This window comes from Oceanisphaera pacifica (assembly GCF_017498065.1).
Lineage (GTDB): Bacteria > Pseudomonadota > Gammaproteobacteria > Enterobacterales > Aeromonadaceae > Oceanimonas > Oceanimonas pacifica.
In genome coordinates, this window is record NZ_JAGDFX010000003.1 from 156908 (window position 1) to 183275 (window position 26368).

Annotated in this window: 24 protein-coding genes; 7 read left to right on the top strand and 17 right to left on the bottom strand. The window is 48.6% G+C overall.

The window, feature by feature from the left end; all coding sequences use genetic code 11:
* Positions 1 to 65 precede the first annotated feature (65 nt).
* Positions 66 to 599, bottom strand: coding sequence for a VOC family protein (locus tag J3U76_RS03450; RefSeq protein ID WP_341534300.1), 534 nt, complete (start codon positions 597 to 599; stop codon positions 66 to 68).
* A 5-nt stretch (positions 600 to 604) separates the two neighbouring features.
* Complete coding sequence (locus J3U76_RS03455; protein ID WP_208004437.1) at positions 605 to 1366, bottom strand: DNA repair ATPase; 762 nt, start codon at positions 1364 to 1366, stop codon at positions 605 to 607.
* A gap of 209 nt (positions 1367 to 1575) precedes the next feature.
* Between J3U76_RS03455 and cysB the strand changes: the two genes are divergently transcribed.
* Positions 1576 to 2550 (top strand): HTH-type transcriptional regulator CysB, encoded by a 975-nt coding sequence (gene cysB / locus J3U76_RS03460; protein ID WP_208004438.1) that lies wholly within the window; start codon positions 1576 to 1578, stop codon positions 2548 to 2550.
* A gap of 273 nt (positions 2551 to 2823) precedes the next feature.
* Here the strand turns inward: cysB and gloA are convergent, their stop codons facing one another.
* From gloA to J3U76_RS14405, 12 genes are all read right to left on the bottom strand, one after another.
* Entirely contained in the window at positions 2824 to 3231 is a 408-nt protein-coding gene (gene gloA, locus J3U76_RS03465) for a lactoylglutathione lyase (RefSeq protein ID WP_208004439.1), read from the bottom strand.
* Positions 3232 to 3446: 215 nt separating this feature from the next.
* Positions 3447 to 4082 (bottom strand): endonuclease III, encoded by a 636-nt coding sequence (nth, locus tag J3U76_RS03470; RefSeq protein ID WP_208004440.1) that lies wholly within the window; start codon positions 4080 to 4082, stop codon positions 3447 to 3449.
* Positions 4079 to 4774, bottom strand: a complete 696-nt coding sequence (locus J3U76_RS03475; RefSeq protein ID WP_208004441.1) for an electron transport complex subunit E — start codon at positions 4772 to 4774, stop codon at positions 4079 to 4081. Before J3U76_RS03475 ends, nth begins: the two co-directional genes overlap by 4 nt.
* Positions 4774 to 5406: an electron transport complex subunit RsxG gene (rsxG, locus tag J3U76_RS03480; protein ID WP_208004442.1), complete on the bottom strand. Its 633-nt coding sequence runs from the start codon at positions 5404 to 5406 to the stop codon at positions 4774 to 4776. The genes J3U76_RS03475 and rsxG overlap by 1 nt, the downstream gene beginning before the upstream one ends.
* Positions 5406 to 6455 carry an electron transport complex subunit RsxD gene (gene rsxD / locus J3U76_RS03485; protein ID WP_208004443.1) on the bottom strand — a complete coding sequence of 350 codons (1050 nt, stop codon included), beginning with the start codon at positions 6453 to 6455 and terminating at the stop codon, positions 5406 to 5408. Before rsxD ends, rsxG begins: the two co-directional genes overlap by 1 nt.
* On the bottom strand, positions 6455 to 8635 hold the full coding sequence (gene rsxC / locus J3U76_RS03490; RefSeq protein ID WP_208004444.1) for an electron transport complex subunit RsxC: 2181 nt from the start codon (positions 8633 to 8635) through the stop codon (positions 6455 to 6457). Before rsxC ends, rsxD begins: the two co-directional genes overlap by 1 nt.
* A 1-nt stretch (position 8636) precedes the next feature.
* On the bottom strand, positions 8637 to 9191 hold the full coding sequence (gene rsxB / locus J3U76_RS03495; RefSeq protein WP_208004445.1) for an electron transport complex subunit RsxB: 555 nt from the start codon (positions 9189 to 9191) through the stop codon (positions 8637 to 8639).
* Positions 9191 to 9772: an electron transport complex subunit RsxA gene (gene rsxA / locus J3U76_RS03500; RefSeq protein ID WP_208004446.1), complete on the bottom strand. Its 582-nt coding sequence runs from the start codon at positions 9770 to 9772 to the stop codon at positions 9191 to 9193. Before rsxA ends, rsxB begins: the two co-directional genes overlap by 1 nt.
* Positions 9773 to 10325: 553 nt before the next feature.
* Positions 10326 to 11288: a 6-phosphofructokinase gene (gene pfkA, locus J3U76_RS03505; RefSeq protein WP_208004447.1), complete on the bottom strand. Its 963-nt coding sequence runs from the start codon at positions 11286 to 11288 to the stop codon at positions 10326 to 10328.
* Positions 11289 to 11362: 74 nt separating this feature from the next.
* A complete protein-coding gene (gene tpiA / locus J3U76_RS03510) occupies positions 11363 to 12124 on the bottom strand; it encodes a triose-phosphate isomerase (protein ID WP_243454031.1) in 762 nt (253 codons plus the stop codon).
* A gap of 280 nt (positions 12125 to 12404) precedes the next feature.
* Entirely contained in the window at positions 12405 to 12932 is a 528-nt protein-coding gene (locus tag J3U76_RS14400; RefSeq protein WP_341534301.1) for an ElyC/SanA/YdcF family protein, read from the bottom strand.
* The gene (locus J3U76_RS14405; protein WP_243454032.1) at positions 12905 to 13255 is read right to left on the bottom strand and encodes a hypothetical protein; all 351 of its coding nucleotides are present in this window, start codon (positions 13253 to 13255) and stop codon (positions 12905 to 12907) included. The genes J3U76_RS14400 and J3U76_RS14405 overlap by 28 nt, the downstream gene beginning before the upstream one ends.
* 70 nt (positions 13256 to 13325) lie before the next feature.
* Between J3U76_RS14405 and J3U76_RS03520 the strand changes: the two genes are divergently transcribed.
* The 4 genes from J3U76_RS03520 to mukB all read left to right on the top strand — a co-directional run bounded on the left by J3U76_RS03520 (position 13326) and on the right by mukB (position 20725).
* A complete protein-coding gene (locus J3U76_RS03520) occupies positions 13326 to 14114 on the top strand; it encodes a methyltransferase domain-containing protein (RefSeq protein WP_208004448.1) in 789 nt (262 codons plus the stop codon).
* Between the two features lie 86 nt (positions 14115 to 14200).
* Positions 14201 to 15526: a chromosome partition protein MukF gene (mukF, locus tag J3U76_RS03525; RefSeq protein WP_208004561.1), complete on the top strand. Its 1326-nt coding sequence runs from the start codon at positions 14201 to 14203 to the stop codon at positions 15524 to 15526.
* Positions 15507 to 16229 (top strand): chromosome partition protein MukE, encoded by a 723-nt coding sequence (gene mukE / locus J3U76_RS03530; RefSeq protein ID WP_208004449.1) that lies wholly within the window; start codon positions 15507 to 15509, stop codon positions 16227 to 16229. Before mukF ends, mukE begins: the two co-directional genes overlap by 20 nt.
* Before the next feature lie 38 nt (positions 16230 to 16267).
* Positions 16268 to 20725 carry a chromosome partition protein MukB gene (mukB, locus tag J3U76_RS03535; RefSeq protein WP_208004562.1) on the top strand — a complete coding sequence of 1486 codons (4458 nt, stop codon included), beginning with the start codon at positions 16268 to 16270 and terminating at the stop codon, positions 20723 to 20725.
* An 81-nt stretch (positions 20726 to 20806) separates the two neighbouring features.
* Here the strand turns inward: mukB and J3U76_RS03540 are convergent, their stop codons facing one another.
* Entirely contained in the window at positions 20807 to 21553 is a 747-nt protein-coding gene (locus tag J3U76_RS03540) for a hypothetical protein (RefSeq protein WP_208004450.1), read from the bottom strand.
* A gap of 219 nt (positions 21554 to 21772) precedes the next feature.
* On the opposite strand from J3U76_RS03540, the gene J3U76_RS03545 reads away from it, so the two are divergent.
* Entirely contained in the window at positions 21773 to 22036 is a 264-nt protein-coding gene (locus tag J3U76_RS03545; RefSeq protein WP_208004451.1) for a DUF4282 domain-containing protein, read from the top strand.
* Positions 22037 to 22115: 79 nt separating this feature from the next.
* Here J3U76_RS03545 and J3U76_RS03550 read toward each other — a convergent pair whose 3' ends face one another.
* Positions 22116 to 23621, bottom strand: coding sequence for an MFS transporter (locus J3U76_RS03550; RefSeq protein ID WP_208004452.1), 1506 nt, complete (start codon positions 23619 to 23621; stop codon positions 22116 to 22118).
* A gap of 67 nt (positions 23622 to 23688) precedes the next feature.
* Here J3U76_RS03550 and J3U76_RS03555 point away from each other — a divergent pair, with 67 nt between their 5' ends.
* Positions 23689 to 23823, top strand: coding sequence for a DUF2256 domain-containing protein (locus tag J3U76_RS03555; protein ID WP_208004453.1), 135 nt, complete (start codon positions 23689 to 23691; stop codon positions 23821 to 23823).
* A gap of 141 nt (positions 23824 to 23964) precedes the next feature.
* On the opposite strand, the gene ybiO is transcribed toward J3U76_RS03555, so the two are convergent.
* The gene (gene ybiO, locus J3U76_RS03560; RefSeq protein ID WP_208004454.1) at positions 23965 to 26259 is read right to left on the bottom strand and encodes a mechanosensitive channel protein; all 2295 of its coding nucleotides are present in this window, start codon (positions 26257 to 26259) and stop codon (positions 23965 to 23967) included.
* Positions 26260 to 26368 lie beyond the last annotated feature (109 nt).

Below are 26368 nucleotides of genomic sequence, written 5' to 3' on the forward strand. Positions count from 1 at the left end.
TGTTCTTGTCCCCCTTACCCCTCACTCCTCATCGTTTTTACGTACAGCCGCCAGTTCCTAAGCTTTTATTCAAAGTAATTTTCGGGTACGGGGATCACTTGTTTGTTGGCGATTTCTAGCGCTATGATGTCTGCCAAGCTTTGACAATGAAACTTCACCTGATAGCGACCTAAAGCCAAGCTTAGCTCGGGGGCCTCGCTGTGTAGGGCATCGCGCTTGAAGGGCACCCAAGGGTAATCTTGTAATAGCTGTTGTAGGCTCGCGACCACAATTTCGCCGTGCTCTAAGCCGTGAGTGTGCTGTTTGCCCATTTTAGGGGCGGCGAGCTCAAGGCAGGGAATAGGGCCAAAGGCACTGGGCAAGGGGTGATGCAGCTTAAAGGTAATAATAGGGCGCTGGCCTATCATGCCTTCAACCAATACATCACCACATTGCGCGAGTGTGTCACGCAACATTAGGTATTCATTATTATCTTGTGCGCGATAGCATAGGTGATCCATGGCGCCTATGCTGGGGGACAAGCCATGTTCGAGCATGCCTTGTTCTAGCTCCCCTAAAAAGTTAGGAATATTATCCAGTACTGAATATAAAGCGGGCACAGCGGTTACCATTTTCGTTTGGGCTCAAATAATAAGTCGAGTTCAGATTTTTCTTCTTCCGCCCGGGCTTGCTGTTCTTGCAGCTCTTTTTTCTGAGTGGAAGTCAGATCGCTTAGGCGCTGTTGTAAGTTGCTTTCTATCCCTTTTAGTTGATCGTCTTTATCTGGTATTTTATCCAGTACCGAGAGTCCTTTTTTAAGCAGCTGCTGCGCGGTATTGACGTCTTTATTGCCGATTGCGGTGCGTGCCCGTTTAGCCAAATTAACTAAATTAATTTTTAAGCGTATTAACTCAAGACGACGGTCTTCTTGTACAAAAGTCTGGTTACCCAGCTTGCCCTTATTATGCTCAATGCGTAGCACGGTACGCAGCCGCTTCACCACTTGTAGCATGTGCAGTGCTTGTTGATCTGACTCAGGGGGCTTTAACCCCGGCTGATCCAGAGTGTAATTATCTTTTACATGTTGTATTTGCTGCTGAATATTAACGAGGCGCGTTTTTATTTGCTCGTTATTGGGATCTTGCTGCTGCATGGCTTTTAAACTGTGCAAAATGCGGCTGTATAGGCTAACGACTAAAGCTTTACTAAACGGCAGTTGGCTGGCATTAAGCAAAAGCTCGTCTGTTTCGTTAATAATATTTTTATGTCTTAGCAGTTGGGTGCGTTTTTCTGCTTCTTGCTTTTGCAAATATTGCTGCAAAATATTGTAAATAATGATCAGAAAAAGCAGTGCGCCTATGGCTATGAGGATCAGTGTCAACATCATATTGTGGCGGCTCAGTTAGGGTGAAAGAGAAAAATAAATGGTACCCCAGTCCTGGGGTTTTGGCTAATTTACTGAGACAAGCTTGGGATGAGTCATTGAGATTTTAGTTATTTTGATATAACTTATAGTTATTAATGACTCAGCTAAGTATGTGTTTGTCGTATTTGACAATATACCACATATTATCACCACCTTAATGTGAGAATCCCATGAAACTGCAGCAGTTACGTTACATAGTTGAAGTTGCCAATCATAATCTGAATGTGTCTGCTACGGCAGAAAGCCTTTACACATCGCAGCCTGGCATTAGTAAGCAAGTGCGGATGTTAGAAGATGAACTTGGGGTTCAGGTGTTTGAGCGAAGCGGTAAGCATCTCACCCGTGTGACCCCTGCGGGTAAAGATATTATTCGCATATCTAGCGAAATATTAGGCAAGGTAGAAAGTATTAAAGCCGTGGCCAGTCAGCATACGCATCCCGATCAAGGCTCCTTGAATATTTCCACCACTCACACTCAAGCGCGTTATGCGCTACCCGAGGTCATTCAGGGCTTTATTGAACGCTACCCTAAAGTGTCGCTGCATATGCATCAGGGCACGCCGATGCAAATTAGTGAGTCTGTGGCCAAAGGCGCGTCAGACTTTGCTATTGCGACGGAAGCCATGCACTTATATCAAGATTTAATTATGCTGCCTTGTTATCACTGGAATCGCTGCATTTTAGTGCCTAAGGGACACCCGTTGGTGAAGATCAAGAAACCGACGATAGCTGATATCGCGCATTATTCTTTAGTGACTTATGTGTTTGGTTTTACTGGGCGATCTGAGCTTGATATTGCCTTTAATGAGGCCGGATTTGAGCCTAATGTGGTGTTTACTGCCACCGATGCTGATGTGATAAAAACCTATGTGCGAGCTGGGGTAGGAATTGGGGTATTAGCCAGTATGGCTATCGATCCGGTGCAAGATACCGATTTAGTGGCCATAGATGCCAGTCACTTATTTGCCTCTAGTACCACTAAAATTGGTTTTCGCAAGGGCACTTTTTTGCGCAGCTATATGTACGACTTTATGGAGCGCTTTGCCCCACACCTCACTCGCGAGCGGGTAGATAAAGCAATAGCCTTAAAAACCGCTGAAGAGCGCGATCAGCTGTTTGCAGATGTAGCGCTGCCGTTACGTTAGCCCTGCGGCCTGCGGTAAGCCGTCAGCTTTCAGTTAAGGTCAAAGACTAAGACTTTTTGCCACGGAATACACGGAAGAACACGGAAAAATAGTGATTAGATCTGAAAAGGATTATTTATAGCAAGGGCTAGCCCCTTTGGGGAGCGGTAAGCCATCAGCTTTAAGCTTTCAGTTAAACAAAAAGACCGAGCCATCTCTATGGCTCGGTCTTTTTACGCATAGGGTTTAGTGTTTAACTGACCGCTGATAGCTTATGGCTGCAAGCTTGAGACGTTATTCTCCCAATCCTTTGCCGGCATCTTCTTTGGCGATCAGTTCAATTTTATAGCCGTCTGGATCTTCAACAAAAGCGATGACAGTGGTGCCGCCTTTTACGGGGCCAGGCTCACGCACCACTTTACCACCGGCGATGCGAATATGCTCACACATGGCATAAATATCGTCAGCTTCAATGGCGATGTGACCATAGGCGGTGCCCTGATCGTAGCTGTCTGTGTCCCAGTTATAGGTTAGCTCTAATACGGCCTCGTCTTCTTCTTTGCCATACCCCACAAAGGCTAACGTATATTTATACTCAGGGTTTTCGCTGCTGCGCAGCAGCTTCATACCCATTACATCTGTATAAAAGGCGATGGATCTATCAAGATGACCCACGCGTAGCATAGTGTGCAAAATGCGCATTGTTATACTCCTCAAGCTGTAAGTTATAAAAAGGGTCGGAGTCAATTTATCATACTGAGTTAAATGACTCCGACCCATTTTACTGTTTTTATGGTTATCTTTATCCTAAGAAAGAGGTAACGTTCTGTTTTTATTGAGTTTATATTTACATTAAAATAAAAGGGGTCGGAGTCATTTTATAATACTGCGTTAAATGACTCCGACCCCTTTTTAGTTTAAATCTCTGTTTTTTCTTTAAATTCACATAAATCTTCGATGATGCAAGAGCCGCAGCGGGGCTTGCGAGCGATGCAGGTGTAGCGGCCGTGTAAAATAAACCAATGGTGTACATCTACTTTAAATTCAGCGGGTACCCATTTTAGTAACCCTTGCTCTACCTGATCCACGGTTTTGCCTTTGGCAAAGGCGGTGCGGTTGGCGACCCGAAAAATATGGGTGTCTACCGCTATGGTGGGCCAGCCAAAGGCGGTATTAAGCACGACGTTGGCGGTTTTGCGGCCCACACCGGGCAGGGCTTCTAAGGCGGCTCGGTTTTCGGGCACCACACTGTTATGTAGCTCCACCAACATGGTGCAGGTTTTAATAACATTTTCGGCTTTGGTATTAAATAAGCCTATGGTTTTAATGTGCTCTTTTACGCCATCTACGCCTAACGCCAGCATAGCCGCTGGGGTAGGGCCTGCGGCAAACAGGCCTTTAGTGGCCTTATTTACGCTCACGTCTGTGGCTTGAGCTGACAATAACACCGCTATAAGTAGCTCAAAGGGGTTATTAAAATTCAGCTCTGTAGTGGGATTAGGGTTATCGGCGCGTAAGCGTTCTAATATTTCGCGACGTTTTTTTATATTCATAACGAGGTCACTCGTGCTCGGGTTACTTCTGCTTTAGGTACTGGGGCTTTAATACGGGCCAAACGGCTGTCTATCCAGTTTTTAGCGGCCACTAATAAGCCCAAGCCAATAAAAGCACCTGGGGGTAAAATGGCTAATAAAAAGCCGTTATCAAGCTGTAATACATCCACTCTTAAACTGGTTGCCCAATCACCTAAGAGTAATTCGGCGCCATCAAACAAGGTGCCTTGGCCTAATAATTCGCGCAAGCCGCCCAGCACTAACAATACAGCGGTAAAGCCTAAGCCCATCATAAAGCCATCTAATGCCGCAAGTTTTGCGCTGTTTTTAGAGGCGAAGGCTTCGGCGCGGCCAATGATCACGCAGTTAGTGACAATTAATGGAATAAAAATCCCCAGTGACTGATACACGCCATAGGTGTAGGCGTTCATAAGTAACTGCACGCAGGTAACAAGGCTTGCAATAATCATCACATAAATGGGAATACGCACTTCGTTAGGCACCCATTTGCGTACCAAAGACACGCTAGTGTTAGAGCCCACCAATACCAATAAGGTCGCCAGTCCCAAGCCCATGGCGTTGGTGAGGGTATTGGTGACGGCTAACATAGGGCACAAGCCTAAAATTTGTACCAAGGCGGGGTTATTACCCCATAGGCCTTGGCGCATAATGTCTTTGTATTCTGTGTTCATTAATTCATCTCTTTACAAGCAGGGGCTTGAGTGAGTAATTGCGGCTGTTGTTGCACCAGCAATAATACATTTCGCACCGCCTTTACCACGGCCCTTGGGGTAATGGTGGCGCCGGTAAAGGCATCAAACTGGCCGCCATCACTGCGTACTGCCCAACGGGGGTCTTTTTCATCGCTTAGGGTTTTGCCATTAAAGCTCAACAGCCAAGGCGATTTTTTTAGCTCAATTTTATCGCCCAAACCTGGGGTTTCATTATGGTTAAGCACCCGTACGCCACTTAAGCTGCCTTGTACGTCTACCCCTACCACCAGTTTAATTTCACCACTGTAACCATCGGGGGCGATGGCTTCAATGGCATAGCCTTGTGGTTGGCCATTTTTAACCGCAGTAAAAATAGGGAGCGCGTGCTCGCTGCCTAAAAATTGTTTGTTGGTGAGCATAACGCAGTGATCAAATAACGACTCATCGTGACTACTGGCAGGCAATAGATCGTCTAGCACATCCAGCAGTTGTGCTTGTTCTTGCTCAATAATGGTGCCTTGTGTTAAGCGGTGGGTTAGGGCCACCAGGGCGGTACACACTAAAGCAAAAATAGCCAACACCATCGCATTTTTACGCATCATTGCTAGCATTAGCGCGCCGCTCCATAAGTGGTGGGTTTGGTTAGGGCATCAATCATGGGGACTGTCATATTGGCCAGTAATACCGCAAAGGCGATGGCATCTGGATAACCGCCAAAGGTGCGAATTAAATACACTAATAAGCCAATGAGTACGCCATATACGAGGCGCCCCTTAAAGGTGGTGGCCGCCGACACAGGATCGGTGGCAATAAAGAAAGCTCCCAACATGGTGGCCCCCGAGAGCAAGTGCATGCTAGGGCCAATGGTGGTGTCGGGTGAAATTAAAAAGCCAATTAGGCTAAACACAAATAAGCTCACCACAATGGCCACCGGAATGGGCCAGCTGATCAATTTTAGGCGCAGCATCATTAAGCCGCCGGCTAAATAAGCTAAGTTCACCCATTGCCAACCTATGCCGGCCAAGCCTGAAAACACCGGATTGGTGATAATTTCACTGTGAGTGTGACCTTGGGTAAAGCCGGTTTTTAAGGTGTCTAGCGGCGTGGCCATAGTGGTGCCGTCGGCCAGCTCTTTGAGTTGATGAGGACTAAAGCCATCTTGAGTAAAGCCGGTAAAAATAGCCGAGAAGCTATCAGCAAAGCTCACCGGATAGAGTTGTAACTCTAGGGGCGGCAACCAGCTGGTCATTTGTAATGGAAACGACACTAATAGCAGTACATAGGCCACCATGGCGGGGTTAAATAGGTTTTGCCCTATGCCGCCATACAGTTGTTTGGCCACAATTATGGCAAAGCTGGTACCGATAACCACCAGCCACCAGGGGGCAAGCGGTGGGATGGCAATGCCAATTAATATGGCGCTAAGTAGGGCTGAGTTATCTTTAAGGTGACTTAAACGTCGACCTCTTAGGCGCAATACTAAGGCTTCGGCCCCGTAGGCGGTTAATACGGCTAAGGCGATTTGAATTAAGCTACCCGCGCCAAAAAACCACCACTGAACGAGAATGCCCGGGATCAGGCAATAACACACCCGCCGCATTAAGGTGGGCGTATCCAGCGCTATGGTGCTGTGCGGTGAACTGCTGATGGTTAACGCCATTATGATTGCTCGTCCTTATTGGCTGATGAGTCTGATGAAGCCTTCGCCTCTTGTACCTCTGCTTGTTGTGCGGCCTTGCGGGCTTTAGCTCTGGCCACGGCCGCTTTAATGGCGGCTTTTTTATCGTCGACCGCCTCAGCAGCAGGGGCGTCAGTCGCATTATCGCCACTCGGCTCAGCTTGTGCCTCTGCTTGTTGCGCCGCCTTGCGTGCCTTAGCTCTGGCCACAGCCGCTTGTATGGCGGCCTTTTTATCATCGGCTGGTGCTGCAGCAGTTGCCGGTTCAGGCTGTGCTGCAGGAGCTGGCGCTTCGCCATTATCTGCTTGTTGTGCCGCTTTGCGGGCTTTAGCTCTGGCTACGGCCGCTTGTATGGCGGCTTTTTTATCGTTGGCAGGTGCAGCAGTTGCCGGTTCAGGCTGTGCTGCAGGAGCCGGCGCTTCGCCATTATCGGCTTGTTGCGCCGCTTTGCGAGCCTTGGCTCTGGCCACAGCTGCCGCCACGGCACTTTGTTTATCGCTGTTAGCAGTAGCGGCGCCGTCGGCTTGGGGCGCCTCGCTTTGGGCGGCTTGTTTAAGCGCTTTATTGCGCCGCGCTTCTTCTTTTCGTGCGGCGCGTGCGGCGGCCATATCTTTTGGTGGAGCGGCTTGCTGGCGTGCTTTAACGCGAGCCAGCGCCGCGGCAACGGGATCTTCTCCGGTGGCGGCGGCTTGTTCGGCCATGCGCGCTTTACGCTCGGCAGCGGCTTTGGCTTGTCTGGCTTGGCGTTCGGCTTTTTCGCGAGCTAGGCGCTCTTGGCGAGCTTCAAAGCGCACTTTGGCGCGCTCGGCTTGCACGGCCTCGTGGGCAGCTTGGCGAATATCGGCTTTTGCCTCGCGGTAATATTGCACTAATGGAATATTACTGGGGCACACATAGGCACAGGCTCCGCATTCTATGCAGTCAAATAAGTTATGAGCGTTGAGCTTGTCGTGCTCATGGTTGCGCGCATACCAATATAGCTGTTGCGGTAATAAGCTGGCAGGGCAGGCATCAGCACACTGGCTGCAACGAATGCAGGCCATTTCATCTTCTGGTGGCGGCAGCTCTGTGTATTTAGGAGCCAACACACAGTTGCTACCTTTTATAATGGGAGCCGCGGCTGTGTGTAGGGTAAAGCCCATCATGGGGCCGCCCATAATCACTCTTTGTTCTAGCTCGGCTTTTAGGCCATAGCGTTGCAGTAAATAGCGCACAGGAGTGCCAATGTGTACCCAAGCATTACCGGGTTCGCTAAAGGCTTCACCGGCTAGGGTAACCACGCGTCTAATTAAGGGCTCATCATCGATAATGGCGCTTTTAACGGCAAATGCGGTGCCCACATTTTGCACCACTATGCCCAAGTCTGCGGGTAGCCCTTTGCGGGGTACTTGTAAGCCGGTTAGTACTTCAATTAACTGTTTTTCGCCCCCCGAGGGATACTTAGTCGGAACGGGCACAATAACAATGCTGTCATCTTGATTGGCAGTCGTAAGCGCGGCAATTGCCTCGGGTTTATTGTCTTCTATGGCCAAAATAGTGGTGGTGGGCTGCACGATATGGCGCATGATATGAATACCCTGCAAAATGTCGTGCGGGTATTCGCGCATTAATCTGTCGTCGGCACTAATATAGGGTTCGCACTCAACGCCATTAATAATCAAGGTGTTTATGGTTTTTTTACGAGGAGTGAGCTTAACATGCGCTGGAAAACCCGCGCCGCCTAAGCCGGTGATCCCTGCTTGATGAATACGATTAAGCAACACATCGGCATCTAATAATTGATAATCAGCAACCGGAAACCGAGGGCGCCACTCTTCTTCGCCATCGGGGGTAAGCACAATGCACAAGCCATCTAGGCCAGAAGGGTGACACAAAGGCCGCTCCTCAATGGCACTAATGGTCCCTGAGGTGGGGGCATGTACGGGCATCATCATGGGGTTGAGCGGCTGAGTTAATAGCTGACCTTTAAGTACGCGCTCGCCCACTGCCACTTTAAGCTGTGCGGCCTGACCTATGTGCTGGCGCACTTGCAATATCAGCTCGTTAGGAAGGCCGGCTTCGCTAATGGGCGTTAAATTAGCTGGGGCTTTGCGTTGTGACGGATGAATGCCGCCATGAAAGTGGTGCAGCTTGCCCGCTTTTAGTTGCTCTAATAGCGTCATATTAATCTACCTGTTTAATGGCGATGGAGTTGAGCTGCCATTTCCAGTTATCTGTGGTGACTTTAATGGGGATCATTTCTATGCAGTCTGTCGGGCAGGGGTCGACACATAAGTCGCAGCCGGTGCATTCGTCTTCAATTACAGTGTGCAGGGCTTTAGTAGCACCCACTATGGCATCAACCGGGCAAGCGGCAATGCACTTGGTGCAACCAATACACATATCTTCGTGAATAAAAGCGACGCGTTTTTCTGGTTCAGCCTCGGCTTCGCCTAAGCTTTGTGGCTCTACCCCCATTAAATCGGCAATTTTAATCATGGTCGCTTCGCCGCCGGGCACGCATTTGTTGATGTCGTCGCCGTTGGCTACGGCTTCGGCGTAGGGCCGACACCCCGGATAGCCGCACTGGCCACATTGGGTTTGTGGCAGTAGTTCATCCAGTTGTTCAACTATGGGGTCGGACTCTACCTGAAACTTAACGGCAGCAAAGCCTAAAATTAGGCCGAAAATCAGCGCCAGTAGCGCCAGTACAGCAATGGCTATTAAAATATGACTCATTAAAACTTCACCAATCCGGTAAAGCCCATAAAGGCTAACGACATTAAGCCGGCGGTGATCATGGCAAGCGCCGCTCCTTTAAAGGGAGCGGGCACATCGGCACCGGCTAGCCGCTCACGCATGGCGGCAAATAACACTAACACTAACGAAAAACCCAAAGCGGCACTAAAGCCGTACACTAGGCTTTGCATAAAATTATGTTGTTCGTTGATGTTTAATAACGCCACACCAAGTACGGCACAGTTGGTGGTGATCAGCGGTAAAAAAATACCTAATAGGCGATAAAGTGCTGGGCTGGTTTTATGCACCACCATTTCGGTAAATTGCACGACTACGGCTATCACCAAAATAAACGACAGGGTACGCAAATAGGTCAGCTCTAGGGGCTGCAAGATATACTGGTTGACCAAATAAGAACAGGCAGAGGCCAAAGTCAGTACAAAAGTGGTAGCAAGGCCCATACCAATAGCGGTTTCTAGCTTGCCAGACACACCCATAAAGGGGCAAAGACCTAAAAATTTGACCAGTACGAAGTTGTTGACCAGCACTGTGCCAACAAACAGCAGCAAATATTCAGACATGATCACTCGGTAATATAAAATGACAGCGACTATTATCGGACTTTATGTTGCATTTAACAATGCCCTAGGCTTAAGGAGCCCGCAGGAAAAGGGGTGTTTATTAAGGCTGAGCATAAATAACGCTGTGCTAGTGGCTGCTAATACAAAAAGCCAACCCTGAGGTTGGCTTTAAATGTATAGCATTGGTCAAAGCTCAATTACTCAGCTTCTGCTTGCTGCTCTGCTTGCGCTTTAGCCTCGGTTGCCGCTTGTTCTTGCTCTTGACGAGTGTGCTCACCGCCGCAACCACCACAACATCCGCTCATAGCATTCTCCTTTATTGACCGCTTGATAGGTATATTTGTTATGTCACGGGCAAACAGTATAAAGGCGAATAAGGCAGAAGGATGTGATCTAGCACAATAAGGTGCTTTTCAAATGCCAGTTTGAGGGGGGGGAGAAAAGGGGTCGGAGTCATTTTTACCATTTCCACACTATTTTGCTGATGAATACGGCTTTAGCACCTGTTTATCAGCATATTTCCCATAAATGACTCCGACCCCTTTTTAGTGTTTTAGAACAGGGTATTGGATAGTTGGTACATTTCTTCGTCGAAGGGGCGTCTTAGATGTTTAATGCAGTCAATAATGTCGTGATGCACAATATTATTGCTTTGTAAGCCCATACAGCGTCCGCCGTAGCCTTCAAGTAACAGCTCCATTGCGCGTGCGCCCATGCGACTGGCCATAATGCGGTCTTGTGCGGTGGGGCTGCCGCCACGTTGAATATGGCCTAAGGTGGTGGCGCGGGTATCGCGGCCGGTAGCAGCTTGAATGTCGTAAGCTAAGCGGTTGACGTCACACATATTTTCGCAAATGGCGACAATGGCGTGTTTTTTACCTTTGGCCACCCCTTGATGAATTTGCTGAATAAGCTCGTCTTGATCAAAGGCCACCTCGGGCACAATCACGTATTCGGCGCCGCCTGCTACTGCTGCAGAAGAGGTGAGATCGCCACAGTGGCGGCCCATGACTTCTACGACCGAAATTCGATTATGTGAGCTGCAAGTGTCACGCAATCTGTCTATGGCTTCTACGGCCACATTAAGGGCGGTATCAAAGCCAATGGTGAAGTCGGTGCCAGCAATGTCATTGTCTATGGTGCCCGGAATACCAATGCACGGAAAACCCAGCTCTGTTAGGCTCATGGCCCCCATGTAGGAGCCATCGCCACCAATGACTACCAGGGCATCAATGGCGTGTTTTTTTAAATTGGCCACGGCTTGTGCCCGTATGGCTTCTTCTTTAAATTCAGGAAAACGCGCCGAGCCTAAAAAAGTACCGCCTCGGGTGATCACATCTGATACCGAGTGGCGCTCTAATAAGCTAATTTCATCTTGATAAAGGCCTTTATAACCACTACGAATGCCAAATACTTCTACATTATGGTGAAGGCCGGCTCGCACTACGGCTCGAATGGCCGCGTTCATCCCCGGCGCATCGCCACCACTGGTGAGCACGCCAATGCGTTTGATCATTTATGCACTCTCTTTTGTATTTTTTATCAATTTAATAACACAGCAAAGGTTCAGCTTAATATGCCTTTCGCTTATTAACCTGCGCTAATAATGGCGGCAAATTCATCTGCCTGTAGGGCAGCGCCGCCCACAAGCGCACCGTCTATATCTGCCATGGCAAACAGTCCGGCCGCGCTGGATCCTTTTACTGAACCGCCGTATAAAATCTGCACACCATCGGCCACCTTGGCATCCAGGTTGGCTAAAAAGGCGCGAATGGCAGCATGCACCCCTTGGGCTATCTCTGGGGTGGCAGTTTTGCCGGTGCCAATGGCCCAGACAGGCTCGTAGGCGATCACGGCGTTAGCAAAAGATTCAATGCCACAATGGGCGATAACTTCGTGTAACTGACGCTCGACGACGGCTTGGGTTTCACCGGCTTCAAACTGCGCTAGGGTTTCACCAATACACAATACTGGGGTTAAGCCGGCATCTTGGGCGGCGCGAAATTTCGCAGCCACCATGGCATCGCTTTCGCCGTGCAGGGTGCGACGCTCACTGTGACCCACTAACACATATTGCACACCAAACTCGGTATACATGTGCGCCGAGTTTTCGCCGGTAAAAGCACCTTGGTCGTGAATATCAACATCTTGTGCGCCCAGTGCAATAGGGCTGTCGGTTAATAACGCCTGCGCTTGACCTAAAAATAACACGGGCGGACACACGGCAACGGCCACATTAGGGTGTTGTGTGGCGGGGGCTTGTAAGGCGGTAATTAACTGAGCCACCATGGCTTTATTGCCATTCAGCTTCCAATTTCCCATGACTAAGGTTTGTCGTGTTGTTTGTGTCATTTTTTAACCCTTATGTGTGCAATAAATAACGCAATAATAGGGCGGCAGTATAAAGGCAGGACGCTAGCAAGACCAGTGCCTTTGGGAGCTGTTAGCCGTAAGCGTTCAGATAAAGATCGAAGCTAAAGACTCTATTTGCCACGGAATACACAGAAAAACACTGAAAAATAGGGATAGTAGTAAAAGCCAAAGAGTTGGTGAGGGGAAGATCTTAACCATCAACAGCCCTGTCACTTTTTGTTCTTGAACTCTTCTGTGCGTTCCGTGGCAAAATGAGTCTTTAATTTTTTAGCTGGGTGCTTGGCGCAGGGCGCTCGGCGCTGTGGCTTATCGCTTCTTTTAAAAGACCTAAATATTCATGCCAAGCGGTTTCGCTGCGCTTTAGGTAACGAGCTTTAGGTAAATAGCTGTATAGCGGCAATGTAGCTTGGCTCTCTTTTGCTAAGTGCCCCACAGGAGCGGCGGTGGGTGTGGCGCCTTGGTGGTGAAATAACCTCATGGCGCGAGGCATATGGCTGGCTGAGGTGACTAATAAAGCGTGGCGGTCGTTAATTAAAGGTGCAATGGCGCGCGCCTCTTCATGGGTGTCTTTTGGTAGCGGCAGCATCACAATGCGCGCTTTATTGATGCCTAAGGCCTGCGCAACCTCAGCATATAAAGCGGCACTGGTGCGACCTTCGCCACCCGCATAGCCGCTCACAATGAGGCGCGCATTGGGGTAAGCGTGCGCCAGTTGCACGCCTTCGGTAATGCGAATTAACCCAGCATTGCTAAGTTGACTTAATAAGGGCAAGTTAGCATCCGCCACTTGGGCTGCCCCAGCACTATAATATCTTGTGGTTGTCTGTAATGAGGTGACTCAGCATCTGAGTGCGCTAATGAGTCTGGGTTTACTAATGAAGCAGGTAAATAAGTGGGGTAGCGTGATTCAAGTGGGCTTATTAAGGCGTTAGCCACTGGGCGAGTAGAAAGTAGGCATAAGCACAGTAACGACAGCACCAATAGGGCGCCACCGGCGTTTTTATGTTGTCGATAAAGCAAGATAAGCCCTAAAAAAGCCAAGATTAATAGCAAAGGCAGGGGTAATAATAAGCTACCTAGCCATTTTTTCGCCAAAAACATCGTTTGCACGCAGACACCCATTTGTTAACCCTATTGATTATGACAGAATAGCGCCCCCTAATACGTTAAGAAAGATGCAGTGCAGCCTAATACACACCTTAATACTAACTTTGATAGCAAAGCTCAGGCCTTTGCGCGCAATATTTATGGCACCACCAAAGGGCGCATTCGTGTGGCCGTGGTACAGCGCGATTTAGATGAATTGCTGGCCACGCTGCCTACCAATAAACCATTGCGCATTTTAGATGCGGGGGGCGGCTTTGGCCCTTTATCGCAGCCTTTAGCTGAGCTTGGGCACCAAGTGGTGTTGTGTGATGTGTCTGGCGACATGCTGGCGCTGGCTCGTGAGCAAGCTCGTGGCAAAGGCATATTGTCGCAATTTAGCTTTATTCACGGGTCTATTCAGTCGTTAACGGCAGCAGAGGTGGGGCAGTTTGACATTATTTTATGCCACGCCGTTTTAGAGTGGGTAGAAGACCAAGCTCATTTACTTGCCTGTTTGCATGCCTTATTAGTGGATGATGGCCATTTGTCTTTGATGTTTTATAACCGCGATGGGCTCTTATATCATAGTTTGGTGATGGGGCACTTTGACTATGTTTATGCCGACTTAGTCAAAAAGCGACGTCAAAAGTTGACTCCCGCTTGGCCTTGTCGCCCACCACAGGTTTATGGCTGGTTACATGACCTTGGCTTTGTTATAACAAGCCGCAGTGGGGTGCGGGTTATCCATGATTATATGGTAGAAAAACAGTTTCGTGCCGAGCACGCCGATGAGGTGATTGCCATGGAGCTCGCCCACGCCAAACAAGAACCCTTTATGCACCTAGGCCGCTATATGCATGTGGTTGTTAAGAAAAGCGCCTAGCACCAAGCTGATAGATTAAGACGAAAAGCAGCGCCAAGCTTCCAGCTTTGATAAAGCTCCCCGCAGGGGATAAAGAGAGTATGAATATGACACAAATGTCTCGCACCCTGCCGGACTGGATTGGCTGGGTACAAGAAGAGCAATGCCAGCTAAACTTGCCGCCAGAGCGGTTGGCATTTTTATTGGCCATTCATATATTTGGTAAAGAAGGTGAGCAAGCTCAGCTGAGTGAGGCCGAATTGCAGCACGGTTTTCGCTTTGTAAGCCAAGGGTTTAATCAAGCAGAAGATACCTTGGTGAGCCGTGCCAATAACGCGATAAATGATCTGGTGCGTCAACGGCTACTTAGCCGCTTTCAAAACGATGCTGGCGAGGGAGATAGCCTGTACCGGTTAACTCGTTTAGGGGTGGCCATTGTTGAGTTTTTTGCAGCACAGCGCGATGTAAGCCAAATAAAGTTATCGCTACAGCTTGAGCAAATTAGCCAAGATTTAAACAAAATCGCCGACACCATAGCTGCCGACCCTAACGATCAACAATGGCAGCAAGAGGTGGCTGGTCGACTCACCTATTCGGTGGCGGATCAGCTGGCGCGCATTGACGACACCCAGCGGGCGATGGACGAGCAGCAAAACGCGGTAAAAGCCAATATTGCGGCTCTGCTTAATAAAAACTGGCACGAAGCCATTACCGCCTGCGAACAATTACTGCGTGAAACCGGGCACACCCTGCGCGAGCTGCAAGATACTCTAGACAATGCCGGCCATGGTTTACAACTAAGTTTGCTCACTATAGAAGAGCTATTGCAACAGCAAACCCGTGGCCTAGAATTGGCTCCTTTATGCCAACAGCTGCAAGCGCGATTAGACGCCATTACATTATGGGGCAGCCAGTGTATTGAGTTGTGGGCCCGTTACGACTTACACGTGCATCGCTTTATTCGTACCGCCATTGATATGGACAAAAATCGGGCCTTTAGCCAGCGCCTGCGTGAGTCTATTCGCCAATTTGAACAGCACAATTGGCAGCTGCGTTTGGCACAGGCTCAGCCCTTGCTGGAATTAAGAGCAGAAACCCTGGCCGCCTATGCAGAAGAAGTGACCGGCGCAATACCTAACGAGCTGGAATACCAAGAAATGGTGGATGTAAGTACCGAGCTATCACAGCGCATTCAGGTGTACTTACAAGACTTTGCCAACACCGACCAACCGCTGGACATAGCCGCAGTACTTAAAACCTATTTAGAAGATTTTCCGCATTACCAACATTTTGATATTGCCCGCTTACTGATTGATGAAGCAGTGAAACTAGGCCATGCCAATCTTGAGTGTCTGGGTGCAGCTCAGCCAGACTGGCAACGCATTAACGCCCACGGGGCCGAGGTACAAGCACATGTTATCGACCAATACTGAACTGGCGCTCTCGCCTAAGCTTGCGCAAGCGATTGCTAATCCGTTATTTCCGACGCTAGACAGTCAATTGCGCACCGGCCGCCATATTAGTGCCGATGAATTAGAAGCCCACTCTTTGCTGCAAGAGTTTTATCCCGAATTAGAAGCCTTTTATCAGCGCTACCAAGTAGAGTTGGTGCGCGCACCTGAGGGGTTTTACTATTTACGACCCCGCTCAAGCAGTGAGATAAACACCGCTATATTATCTGAGCTAGAAATGCTGGTGGGCAAAGTGCTGTGTTATCTCTATTTAAGCCCGGATCGCTTAATTAACGAAGGGATATTTTCACTGCTCGACTTGCAAGAAGAAGTACTCACCTTGGCCAACGAAACCACTTTGTTGCGCATGGTCAATCAGCGTGCGGGTGGCAGTGACCTAGACAGACGCAAGCTGCAAGATAAGCTGAAAAGTGCCATTCGCCGCCTTAAACGCCTTGGCATGGTCAGTAGCGTGGGCAGCCAAGATAAGTTTCGCATTAGCGAGGCGGTGTTTCGTTTTGCCGCCGATGTGCGCACCGACGAAGACCCCCGTGAATTGCAATTACGCATGATAAGAGACGGCGAAGCCGTGGTTGGAGAAGGCACACAGTCGCCCATCGACCACAATGAGCAGCAATACGAGCAACAAGACGAACCACAAGATGAGCAAGAGGATGAGCTGTGAGCCTAATAACGCAAGCGACTGATACAAGCATGGCTGCTATGCCCAGTGCCACCCCAGAACAAGACGCCCAAATACCGCCTTTTGCTCGTGGTAAGTTTCACTCATTAACCATGGTGAACTGGAACGGTTTTTTTGCCCGCACCTTTGAGCTCGACACCCTAGTAACTACCTTATCGGGCGGCAACGGGGCAGGTAAATCAACCACAATGGCGGCTTTTATTGCCGCGCTTATCCCCGACTTAAGCCTGTTACACTTTCGTAATACCACTGAGGCGGGCAGCCAAAGCGGTAGTCGCGATAAAGGCTTATACGGTAAGTTACAACGCGGCCATTGTTATTCGCTGATAGAAATAAACAGCTCTCAAGGGGAGCGTGTTTGGTTTGGTGTGCATTTAGAGCAAGTGGCTAATCGCGATAATAAAGTAAATTTAACTGCCTTTAGCATACGGGGCATGCAAGCCGACGATAATATAAAGCCCACGGCATTGTTACTGGCTGAATTAGCAGATGGCCGAGGCCAAGTGCGCTCGCTTAATGAGCTAAAAGCGGCGGCCACTGCCGAAAATTTACAATTTACGCGCTTTAATACGGTGACCGAGTATCATAACTTTTTGTTTGATGTGGGGGTAACGCCACGCAAGCTAAAAGATCAGCGCGACCGAGTGAAGTTTTATCGCCTGATTGAAGCCTCTTTATATGGCGGTATTTCTAGCACCATTAGCCGCAGCTTAAAAGATTACTTATTGCCAGAAAACGCCGGTATTCGCCAAGCCTTTAATGATATGGAAGCGGCGATTTTTGAAAACCGCCGCACCCTAGAAGCCATTCGTGAAACCCAGCGCCAACGGGATGTGTTTCGCCAATTAATCACCGAAACCACTCAGTATGTGGCGGCAGATTATGTGCGCAACAGTGCCGAAAAGCAGCGTTTATCTGAACAAGCGCTGGCGGCTCGCCGTGCCCTTAATCACGAACGCACTATTTTAGCCGAAGAGCGAGCACGGCTCATCTACTTGGCCGATGAGCTTGAGCATTTAGCGGCCCGAGAGCGGATGCAGACCGAAGAGCTTGATCTGGCTGCTGAGCATTTATCGCGGGTGTTAAGTGGTGTTAAGCTCAATGAAAAAATTCAGGGCTATCAGCAAGAGCTTGATGAATTAGCAGAAAAACTGGCCATTCAGCAAGAAACCCTAGCCGAGCTTGAGGATGAACATCAAGCAGCCAACGCCTGCAAAGAGGCCGCCGATGAAGAAGTCGACAGCCTTAAAACGCAGCTAGCAGATTACCAACAAGCGCTCGACACACAACAAACCCGGGCCATTCAATATCGCCAAGCCCGCACCGCCTTGGGTGAGGCCAAGATACAATGTGGCTTGCCTGAGCTAACGCCCGAGCAGGCCAAAGTCCAGGAGCAAACTCATCAGGCGCGAGAACAAGCGCTTACCGCCGTGGTGCTGGAGCATCAGCAGCAGCTGGCATTGGCACAGGCTGCCCGCACGCAATTTGATCAGGCACTGGCGTTATTGCAAACCATAGACAGCAAGGCCGAGCGTGCACAGGCTTTTGCGCGTGCTAACCAGTTATTAGAGCAAGGTCGGGAATATCAGGCACTGTTAAACCGCGAAAGCCGTATTCGCCAGCAATACAGCCAAGCACAATTAAATGTGCAAAAGCGCGAAAAAGTACAAGCCTTGCAAGAAGAACTATCGCGCCTTGGCCATACCGTGACCGATGAGGCGGCGTTAGAACTGCAGCTGGCGGAGTTAGAAGAACAAAAAGCCGAGCTAGAAGCGCAGTTAGCCGAGTGTGCTGATAACCAGCGCCAACAGCAAAACTTGCGCGAACAAATTGCGCCGCAAATAGCCGAGCAGCGCCGCCAAGCCCCAGCATGGCATAAGGCCCAGCAACAATTAGCACGGCTACAAACCTTATCTGATTTAGCGCTACAAGACAGCAGCGAAGTCACCCATGCTATGCAGCAGGCTCTGCGCGCCGAACACAGCGCAGAGCAGCAAAAGCAAGACGCGCTCACTCAAAAACAGCAGTTAGCGCAACAAATTCGCAGCTTACACGGTGGCAGCAATGCCGACGAACGCTTAGTGTCATTATGCGAACAACTTGGCGGTACCTTACTGGCCGATGTGTATGATGATATTGCCGTGGATGATGCGCCTTATTACGAAGCCTTATATGGCCCAGCGCGCAACGCCATTGTGGTACAAGACCCTCAAGCCGCCCTTAAGCAGTTAGAGGGTTTGGAGTCTTGCCCAAATGATGTGTATTTAATTCAGGGTAATCCCGACGCTTTTGATGAAGATGTATTGCATGCCACCGAGCTTGAAGGGGCGATTTGGGTAAAAAACGGTGAGCGGCAACTGCGTTACTCACGCTTTACCACAGAGCCTTTATTTGGTCGTGCCGCAAGAGAAGCTAAAATTGAACAGCTTAACCTCGCGCTTGAAGCGGCAAATAGTCAGTATGCTGATGCCGCCTTTACCCAACAAAAACAAAGTCGCTTGTATCATCAGCTAAGTGAGTTTGTAAATGAGGGCATGCAGCACGCCTTTGGTGATAATCCAGAAACGGCCTTAGCCCAGTTAACGGCAGAGCAAGACCGCATAGACGCAGCCCTAACTGATAACGAAGCGCAGCTGCTGCAGTGGCAGGCTAAGCGTGATCAACTGCGAGACATACAAACCCTGTTACATCGCTTATTGCCGCTGGCAGATCAGCTCTCAGCATCTGAAGGGGAGCGAGTTCAAGAGCAATTTGCAGCCGCCCAAGCCGAGCAAGATTTATTAGCACAAGCGCGTGACTTTATGGCGCTGCATGGTCAACATTTAGGGCGTTTAAGCGAGCAAGTGCAGGTATTGCGCCAAGATCCCGCCGAGTTTGATGCACTGCAACAAAAAGTGAGCAGTGTTGAAGCGCAGTTAACCGAAGCCCGAGCGCGCACCTATGCCTTAACGCAGTTAGTGGCCCGCTTACCCCATTTAGCCTATGCCGATGCCGAGCAATTACTCGATAAAAGCTCCGCCATGAACGACAGCCTAAAGGCAAAACTGGTGCAAGCGGAAGAGGCAAGGCGCAAAGCCAATATTAGGGTAGAGCAACTCAGTGGGCGCGTAACCGATGCGCTGCAAGCCCGTACCGCCATTACCACAGGGCACGATGCGCGAAGCCAAACGCTGAATGAATTTTGCGAGGAATTTGCTGCCTTGGGCATTACCTTGTCTGACGATATGGAAGAGCAGGCCTTGGCGGCGAAGCGCGAGCGAGAAAATGAATTGGTGCACACGCGCAGTAAACGCAGTCAAACCGAGGCTCAACGCCAAGTATGCCAGCGCGAAGTGGAGTCGCTAAGCCAGCGTTTAAGCAAAGATGGTCAAGGCTATTTTGCCGCCCGCAAAGCCTTAGTGGCCCATAAAGCTAATTGGGCAAAAGTGGCAAGGCTTGCACGAGATCATGATGTTGAGCGCCGCTTAGCCCGCCCAGAATTGGCTTATTTAGATGCCGATGAACTGCGCTCTATTTCTGATAAAGCACTGGGTGCACTGCGCATGGCAGTGGCAGATGATGACGAGTTACGCGATGCGCTGCGCGTGAGTGAAGGCCAACGTAACACGCTACAAAAAGTGCAATTTTATATTTTGGTGTTTAACCACCTTAAAGCGCGCATTCGTCACGATATTATTCGAGCCGACGATCCGGTGGAAGCACTAGAAGAAATGGAAATTGAGCTGGCCCGCTTAGCCGATGAGCTGCAACAGCGAGAAGGGCAGTTATCCTTGTCGTCTCATGAAGTGGCGGCCAAAATTAATACCATTATTCGCCGCGAGCAAAATCGTATTCGCCAGCTTAACCAAGGCCTGCAAAATATCAGCTTTGGCTTAGTGGGTGGGGTACGCCTTAATGTTAATATGCGTGAGACCTATGCGCGTTTATTAGCGGCATTAAGCGATCAAGAAGGCCGCCATCAAGACTTATTTTCTAGTAAAGAGATCAGTTTTTCTGAGGCCATGGGTAAATTATTTCAGCGCTTAAATCCGCAGTTAGAGCAGGGCGATCGTAGCCCACAAGTGCTGGGGCAGGCGCTGTTAGATTATCGTAACTACCTAGACTTAGACGTAGAAGTGCAACGCGGCAGCGATGGTTGGCTACGCGCCGAAAGCGGCGCACTGTCTACCGGTGAAGCCATTGGTACTGGGCAGGCTATTTTATTAATGGTGCTGCAAAGCTGGGAAGATGAATCACGCCACTTGCGCAGTCGCGATGTATTACCTTGTCGTTTATTGTTTTTAGATGAAGCGGCACGGCTAGATACCCGCTCAATTGCCACTTTGTTTGAACTGTGTGAGCGCCAAGATATGCAATTATTAATTGCCGCGCCCGAGAATATCAGCCCAGAAAAAGGCACCACCTATAAGCTGATCCGTAAAGTGCACGGCAATCAAGAGCAGGTGCATGTGATTGGCTTAAAAGGCTTTGCTGCATAATCGCATTTAGCCAAAAACATAAAAGGGGTCGGCGTCATTTTAGTGTATTAAGCTAAATGACGCCGACCTTTTTTATCATTTTTAGTAGTCTCCCCCCATGATGTCGCCCATTAAACCTTGTAAATCCATTGGCTCGGCGGGCAGCTCAAACAAAGAAGCGGGAGGGTCGGCGGCACGAATGGACTCAACATAAAGTTGGTCGGCCATTTGCAATAATCCGCTGGCATTTTTTGGCATGGCTTCTTGATAGGCACGAACATGGTCGCTGCCAAGCATGGCCCCCATATAATTAATATAAGCTTGGGTCATTTCTACCGTTAATGGATCACCGGTTAACACCGCCTTGCCAGATTGCTGGCTGCCATCTGGCTCGGTCCAAGTCATGTTATAAACGGTGCCGTTAATACCGGCCACGGTTTTATTTTGTTGGGTAGCACTCACAGAGTCAATGCTGCCAAAAGGGTCGCCACTGCCTTTCCCTTTATTCATGGCTTTGCCCATAGCTTGAATCATGCCACTCATGCTCGCCATGTCCATCACGAGTGCTTTGCCATCTTCTTGGCTAATGGAGTATGCTTTGCCATCGCGCATAATAAGGTAGGTGCTGGAGTCATCATCAAAATTAATACGCATATTATTGGCATCTTGCCATGTCATGGTCATGGTAGTTTGCTCTGCATCCATTGCTAAGCCCTCAGCGTGCATGGGTTGCGCGCTGGCAACCATCACCGCCTCGCCACCTGCCAGTGCCATACTGGGCAGCAGTAAGGTCGCTGCGGCCAAAGTACTGCGCTGAGTGAGTGCTGTTAATCTGTAGCTATTAGACATAATCACATCCTTATGTAGGTCGAGATACTTAGGTGTCCTTTTACTTTAGCGCGACTTAGGCAGCAGCGACAGTTGATAAAAAAGTCTCTTTTTATCTTTGTATTGTGCGCAAACAGGTTTTTGTTTATCTAACGCCAGTGACTTTGTATTTGTGGTTAATTAATGCATAATGTTGTTGCTATATTAATACAAGCCGTTTTATTTTATTAAAGGACTATCATGAGAAATTTATTTTTCTTTGACGCCATGTTGACGCCAAAGATTATTACAGTTGTATATTGGATTTTACTGTTATCTGCGGTTATTTCTGGTCTGGGTAGTATGTTTACCGGTTATAATGGTTTTACTTTTGGCGGCTTTTTAACCGGCTTGCTCATTGCAGCTGCTGGCGCGGTATTTGCCCGTATCTGGTGTGAGCTGATGATAGTGCTGTTCAAAATAAACGGTAACTTACAAAAAATTGCTGATAAGCAAAGTGACTAAATAAGACTAACTGAGTCACTTTTTTAGTGATAGCAAAACGAAATGGCTTTTACCTTAATATTAAGATAAAGGCCATTTCTTAATGGTTGCGCGCGTGTTTGGTGTTTAGATTAAATTCGTGGGGGCTAAGTACCACTATGATTAAAATAATAAACGCCACTACTGCCAGCCCGATATACAAGCCAGAAACAGCGTTAAATACTGCATGGCGTAAATAATTGGCAATATCACTGGTGAGCGACAGCTGTTGTAGTTGGCTGACAACCTGATCAATATTCTCAGGTAATGATGGCTGTAAGGCGCGAGGAGCATCCGTTAATTGCTGAGCGAGGTGCGCATTAAATAAGGTACCAAACAAGGCTATGCCCAAGCTTTGGCCTAAAAAGCGTGAAAACATATTGGCCCCCGTAACCACCCCCCTTTGGTGCCATTCTACAGAGGCCTGTGCACCCACTAATAAGGGAGTAGACAGCAAACCAAAGCCGGCGCCTAAGAGTATTTGATCTAGCACTATCATAATAATGGGCGCTTGATAAGGCAGGCTTAAAAAGCCAAGGGTGGCCACCAAAATACAGGCGCTGCCAATAAGGGCGGTATTACGATAGCCAATGCGCAAATATAATTTAGCCGACAAGGTGGACGCCGTGGGCCAGCCAATACTAATGGCGGCCAGTACTAAACCGGCACTAATGGCATTAAGTCCATAAATAGACTGAGCAAAGGTAGGCATATAGGCTGTAGGCACCATTAAAATAAACCCCATGCCAATCATGGCCACATTGGCTCCGGCAATGGCAGGGTGTCGCCATAACCACAGCGGCATAATGGGCTCTGCGGCACGAGTTTGAGTCCAAATGGCAAAGGCAATAAACACAGCTGAAAGTAAAAGAGCCGTCATGCTGGCCGTCGATAGCCAAGGCCAAGCCGTGCCGCCTTGCATAAGAGCAAAAATAAGGCTGGTCGCGCCCGCTAGAATACTGGCAGCCCCTAAGTAATCGATTTGGTGGCGTTTTTTAACCACCTCTTCTTTTAAATAGAGGCTAAGTAAGGCGATTGCGATAAGACCAATGGGCACGTTTACTAAAAAAATCCAGTGCCAGCTAACGTACTCAACAAAGGTGCCACCCAGCACTGGGCCGGATATTGCGGCCACTCCCCATACACTCGATAGATAACCTTGTACTTTACCGCGCTCAGCCACCGAGTATAAGTCACCGGCCAAAGTATTCACCGTTGCCATAATGGCCCCAGCGCCTAAGCCTTGTAGGCCACGAAAGACAATCAAACTTGGCATATCCCATGCCAGAGCACAGGCAATGGAGCCCAGCAAAAAGACTCCGCTTCCAAACAGAAGTATGGGTTTTCGCCCATATAAGTCCGCCAGTTTTCCGTAAAGCGGGATGGTGACCGTTTGGGTGAGCAAATAAATAGAAAACACCCAAGTGAATAACGAAAAGTCGCCTAAATCGGCCACTATTTGTGGTACCGCCGTCGAGACTATGGTCACATCAATGGCGGCCAGCATCATAAACAACATAAGTGCGGCCAAAATTAAAGGGCGATGTGGGTTAGCTGTCTGCGTCACTGACACTCCGTTATTGTTAAGTATAATTTGCTGAGTTGTTATCGGATGATAAAACAAGAGATAGCCAATGATCAAAAAGTCTGACTTGCCCTCTAAGGTATGCCCTGTGTGCTTGCGGCCATTTAGTTGGCGTAAAAAGTGGCAGCGCAATTGGGATGAGGTTAAATATTGTTCTAAGCGCTGCGCAGGTAAAAAAGCATAAAAAGGGTCGGCGTCATTTCGCGCAACAAGCTAAATGACGCCGACCCTGTTATCTGTGATGGATGATTAGGGACAAGGCACAGTGTTTACCTGTTAGTGACCATTCCCTACTCACCAATCCCTAACCCTTGTTTAATGATATTTAGTCCTCGTTAGGGGCATCATCATTAAGGTGCGTGTTTTGTTTTGACACCGTATGTTTCTCCCCTAAATGGGCAACAGGGTTTGGGCGTGGTTCAGGCGCTTGATCGATGACGCGCAAGTTAGCTGCCGGTGCTTGGCCGTCTTTATCGGCGCCAAAGTAAACGGTGCTATGTGGAAACGGAATATCAATACCGGCTTGCTCAAAGTGCATCTTAACCAAGCGGTTATAAGCACGACCCACGGCCCATTGCATGCCAGGTGTCGATTTTATACGCACGCGAATGATCACCGAACTATCCGCCAAGGCAATCACCCCAGATACTTCTAACGCATCGAGTATTTCGTGCTTCATGTCTTCTGTTGCAGCAAGTTCATCAAAGGCATCTTGCAAGCGTGCAATAGCATCGTCGATATTCTCACGATATGCCACCCGATATTCACCCACATGATAACCAAATTCACGCATGTAGTTAGACACCGTATCCACACTAGAAAACGGAATAATATGGTAAGTGCCACTTAAATCACGAATACCCACAGAGCGAATGCTGAGCTTTTCAGCCGTTCCTGTAATGCCGCCTAATGTCACTACATCACCGGTATTCATGGCATTTTCTACTTGAATAAAGATCCCAGTAATAATGTCTTGTACCAGTTTTTGTGCACCAAAACCAATGGCCAAGCCTAAGACCCCAGCACCGGCGATCAGTGGTCCTATATTAATACCAATTTCTGCTAATGCGATCATAAAGGTAAGCGTACCAAGGGTAATGGCGAGTGCATTACGAAACAGTAGCAATAGAGTTTGGGTGCGGGCAGAAGGGCGACCCTGACCCGTTTCAGGATTGAGTTTATGCTCAATAATGCTGGCCATGAGTACCCATATTATTGCAGCTACCAGTAAAATAATGGCCACCCCAATCACTTTACTGAGTAGTTTTCCGCCGGTTTCAGATTCATACCAAGCGTTTAAGTCCACTATGTACCAAGCATTCAGCACTAATAATAGGGCGATACTAACAATGAGTATGCGCAAAAAGTGTAAAGCAGGAGGCACATAGCTATTAATGCGAGCTTCTAGCAAGGGTAGCTTACGGCGCAATTCGTTTGACAGCGTAATACGACGGCCTAGCGTTTGCGCAAGTAAACTGGAGAGTAAAATGCTGACTATCACGATGCCAATGGTTTTAAGCGTTGCAAACAGCACATAAGGCAGGGCTTCGGCTGGACTTAGCAAGGTCAATACCAAGACGACGGTAAAGTAGGCAAGGGCTATTAGGTGCCAAGTACGAGACAATAATATTAAACTAAATTGGCTGGCAGAAATGGTACTTTTCTCGGCTTTTTGGCGGATCGCTTGGCGTAAACGCACGCGATTTTTTAAGATCACAGTTACGGCATACAGATACGCTGCAATCATGATCAAGGTGTTCACGCCTTGGCCTAGGGTGGGTGAAATATTAATGTTAATTAACGGTTCTACTACTAAAATACCATAGCCCATTAAGCTTATCAGTAGCGCCATCCAGCGATTCCAATAAGCGGCTTCAGTGGCGGCGATGGGCAATAAGCGAAGTCCGTCATAACGAGAAGAAAACAGCACTCTTAAACCGGCTTTTAATAACTCAATGACCACAAAGGCGTTTAAAAACAGCGAGGCTTGAGTGGTCAGCTCCCCTGACTCTCCCACTAAAAAAGTGGCCACTAAATTACCGCCGACATAGGCCAGTGCTACGGCTAATGCATCGACTAAGCTTGCCAGCGCCACGCATACCACTAACCGTAATACGGGGGTTTTTCCTTCACCGTGGCGAGACCAGTGGCTAAAGCGAATAAAAATAGGGCTGGCCAGTCGGCGGAGTAGCCAAAATAGTAGTCCCGTAGCTGCAATAACAAGAGTTAAGTTGAGTGCGGCAGATAAAAAGACATGACTGTCAAACTGCTCATTATCACTTGCTAAATTACCAGAAAATAAACTGCCTGTTACAGCAATTAAGTTAGATAACTGCTGACTTAGACCGCCAGCAATGTCACTGGTTGTTTCTGCAAATTGGCTGGGTAGCGAAGGCTCGGTAGGTTCGCTGCTCGCTATTTCTGCTGCGGGTTGCGTTTGTTTATCGGCCATATTGCGCAGCTCGTTAATGAGTTGCTGGCGCGACTGTTCATTTTCTAATACTTCAGCTAAGGCTTCGTAAGATGGGCCCGAATTGGCTTCTTGTGACTGCGCCACTCCCACAATAGGAATAAACAACAGCCATAACATCAGCAGAGTGAGTCTGTTAAATCGGTTCACTGTGGCCTCCGATAGGCGTTAATGATGATGAACTGTGAATAAACATTGCTTTTATTAATGTAAGTGAAGGCATTAATGCCATCAATAAAGCAGCAAAGTGATGAATTAG

Excerpts from the sequence above, each read along its gene's own strand:
- J3U76_RS03455 (WP_208004437.1), bottom strand. The coding sequence starts at position 1,366 with ATGATGTTGACACTGATCCTCATAGCCATAGGCGCACTGCTTTTTCTG.
- cysB (WP_208004438.1), top strand. The coding sequence starts at position 1,576 with ATGAAACTGCAGCAGTTACGTTACATAGTTGAAGTTGCCAATCATAAT.
- gloA (WP_208004439.1), bottom strand. The coding sequence starts at position 3,231 with ATGCGCATTTTGCACACTATGCTACGCGTGGGTCATCTTGATAGATCC.
- nth (WP_208004440.1), bottom strand. The coding sequence starts at position 4,082 with ATGAATATAAAAAAACGTCGCGAAATATTAGAACGCTTACGCGCCGAT.
- J3U76_RS03475 (WP_208004441.1), bottom strand. The coding sequence starts at position 4,774 with ATGAACACAGAATACAAAGACATTATGCGCCAAGGCCTATGGGGTAAT.
- rsxG (WP_208004442.1), bottom strand. The coding sequence starts at position 5,406 with ATGCTAGCAATGATGCGTAAAAATGCGATGGTGTTGGCTATTTTTGCT.
- rsxD (WP_208004443.1), bottom strand. The coding sequence starts at position 6,455 with ATGGCGTTAACCATCAGCAGTTCACCGCACAGCACCATAGCGCTGGAT.
- rsxC (WP_208004444.1), bottom strand. The coding sequence starts at position 8,635 with ATGACGCTATTAGAGCAACTAAAAGCGGGCAAGCTGCACCACTTTCAT.
- rsxB (WP_208004445.1), bottom strand. The coding sequence starts at position 9,191 with ATGAGTCATATTTTAATAGCCATTGCTGTACTGGCGCTACTGGCGCTG.
- rsxA (WP_208004446.1), bottom strand. The coding sequence starts at position 9,772 with ATGTCTGAATATTTGCTGCTGTTTGTTGGCACAGTGCTGGTCAACAAC.
- pfkA (WP_208004447.1), bottom strand. The coding sequence starts at position 11,288 with ATGATCAAACGCATTGGCGTGCTCACCAGTGGTGGCGATGCGCCGGGG.
- tpiA (WP_243454031.1), bottom strand. The coding sequence starts at position 12,124 with ATGACACAAACAACACGACAAACCTTAGTCATGGGAAATTGGAAGCTG.
- mukF (WP_208004561.1), top strand. The coding sequence starts at position 14,201 with ATGACACAAATGTCTCGCACCCTGCCGGACTGGATTGGCTGGGTACAA.
- mukE (WP_208004449.1), top strand. The coding sequence starts at position 15,507 with ATGTTATCGACCAATACTGAACTGGCGCTCTCGCCTAAGCTTGCGCAA.
- mukB (WP_208004562.1), top strand. The coding sequence starts at position 16,268 with ATGCCCAGTGCCACCCCAGAACAAGACGCCCAAATACCGCCTTTTGCT.
- J3U76_RS03540 (WP_208004450.1), bottom strand. The coding sequence starts at position 21,553 with ATGTCTAATAGCTACAGATTAACAGCACTCACTCAGCGCAGTACTTTG.
- J3U76_RS03545 (WP_208004451.1), top strand. The coding sequence starts at position 21,773 with ATGAGAAATTTATTTTTCTTTGACGCCATGTTGACGCCAAAGATTATT.
- J3U76_RS03555 (WP_208004453.1), top strand. The coding sequence starts at position 23,689 with ATGATCAAAAAGTCTGACTTGCCCTCTAAGGTATGCCCTGTGTGCTTG.